This is a genomic window from Bradyrhizobium uaiense (assembly GCF_010811875.1).
Classification (GTDB): domain Bacteria; phylum Pseudomonadota; class Alphaproteobacteria; order Rhizobiales; family Xanthobacteraceae; genus Bradyrhizobium; species Bradyrhizobium uaiense.
In genome coordinates this window covers 1-210 of record NZ_VKHP01001267.1, presented here as the reverse complement: position 1 = coordinate 210, position 210 = coordinate 1, and the positions used below count along the sequence as shown (strand labels likewise).

The 210-nt window shown below is 58.1% G+C and carries 1 pseudogene; it reads left to right on the top strand.

The window, feature by feature from the left end:
- Positions 1–187: pseudogene (locus FNJ47_RS47260) on the top strand (IS701 family transposase); the annotation flags it as partial.
- Positions 188–210: the final 23 nt, after the last annotated feature.

Here is a 210-nt window from a genome sequence, read left to right as displayed (position 1 = left end):
CGCCCTGATGACAATGATTGCCTACGCCTTCCTGCAGCATCGTCGCCTCGCACACGCGGGGCGGAAAAAAAAGAATCAACGGCCCTCCGCCTCAGCCAACCATGCCCGCCGTACGTCACGCCATCGTCGGTCTCATCCTTCGGCCGCCGTCTCAGCGGTGCCCACACTGCCGAAAACAAATCCTTGAAAAACACCGGTACAAATAGATTC